Origin of the sequence: Caulobacter sp. 17J65-9, from assembly GCF_010975005.1 — a bacterium.
Lineage (GTDB): Bacteria > Pseudomonadota > Alphaproteobacteria > Caulobacterales > Caulobacteraceae > 17J80-11.
In genome coordinates, this window is the sequence record NZ_JAAIVC010000303.1 from 1 (window position 1) to 1222 (window position 1222).

The 1222-nt window shown below is 70.2% G+C and carries 3 protein-coding genes; 1 reads left to right on the forward strand and 2 read right to left on the reverse strand.

Annotation, left to right across the window (positions count from 1 at the left end; translation table 11 throughout):
- On the forward strand, nt 1-369 hold a 369-nt coding region (locus tag G3573_RS21520; RefSeq protein ID WP_163263667.1), incomplete at its 5' end, for a DUF3617 family protein.
- A gap of 28 nt (nt 370-397) precedes the next feature.
- On the opposite strand, the gene G3573_RS21525 is transcribed toward G3573_RS21520, so the two are convergent.
- Nucleotides 398-775, reverse strand: coding sequence for a hypothetical protein (locus G3573_RS21525; protein WP_163263668.1), 378 nt, complete (start codon nt 773-775; stop codon nt 398-400).
- Nucleotides 776-778: 3 nt separating this feature from the next.
- Nucleotides 779-1222, reverse strand: a 444-nt coding sequence (locus G3573_RS21530; protein ID WP_240454838.1) for a hypothetical protein, incomplete at its 5' end; no start/stop codon positions are given.

A 1222-nucleotide genomic window follows, 5' to 3' on the forward strand; every position in this document is an offset into this window, starting at 1 on the left:
GCGCCGGGCTTCAAGCGCAAGCCCGGCCTCTGGGAGATGCAGATGTCGATGGGCGGCATCGACTTCGTCCAGACCGCCCAGACCTGCGTGAAGGCGGGCGAGGACGACGCCACCGCCTTCAACCCGCAGGCCCAGACCGACGCCTGCCGCAAGCACACGGCCAGCCGCCAGGCCGACGGTTCGTGGAAGTTCGAGGCCCAGTGCGACATGGGCTCGGGCGGCAAGGTCGCCCTGACCGGCGTCGCCTCGGGCGACTTCGACAAGCGCTACCAGGTGCGGTCGGAGATGAAGGTCACCGGGGCGGCGGTGCCGCAGATGAACCGCACCACCACCCTGAACGTCGACGCCCGCCGCATCGGGGACTGCTGAGCCGCAGCGGCCTGAAGCTGACGCAGCTTCAGGCCGGCCTGTCCTGCAGCAGGGCGACCAGGCCCAGCGCGCTCTTCAGGCAGAACCAGACCGTCACCACCAGGCCCAGCAGGCCCGCGATCGCCAGGATCGGCAAGCCGATCAGCACGGCCAGCAGCAGCACGCCGATGACGCCGAGCACGCCCAGCCCGACCGCCCACCAGAACGCCACCCAGAAGACGCGGATCTGCTGGTCGAAGTGGGTGCGCACCCAGCCGGCCGCCTCGGCCCGGGCGACATAGGCCCAGACCAGCCCCACCAGCACCAGGACGCCGACGCTGGGAATCGACAGCAGGTAAAGGACATAGACCGCGATGGCCGAAGACTTGCCGGCGTCCGAAGTCGCCGCGGGAACCTGGTCGCTCATCCGTCAGACCATCCAGGTCTGGTAGTTCGGATAGGGCTGGCCCTTGAACAGCCAGTTCAGGCCCATGGCGCAGCGCACCACGAACCAGACGACGGTGGCCAGGATCAGCAGCACGCCGACGCCGATCACCGACGTCGCCACGCCGACCACGAAGGCCGCGGTGGCGATCCAGAAGGTGCGGATCTGGAACAGGTAGTGGGTGCGCAGCCAGTCGGGCGCCTCGGCCTTGCTCATATAGGCCAGGATCACGCCGGCGATGGAGGTCAGGCCGCCGGTGATCAGGCCCGCCAGGTAGAGGACGTAGATCACCACCGCCATGGTCTTGTCGCTGCTGGCGGCCGCGCCGGCCGCGAAGGCGGTGTCGGGCGCGCCCGCGCCGATGGTGCGGCCGTGGTGCGCGCCGCCGGACAGGGCGTCGGCGCCCATGGCGCCGGCCGGGCTGAAGGC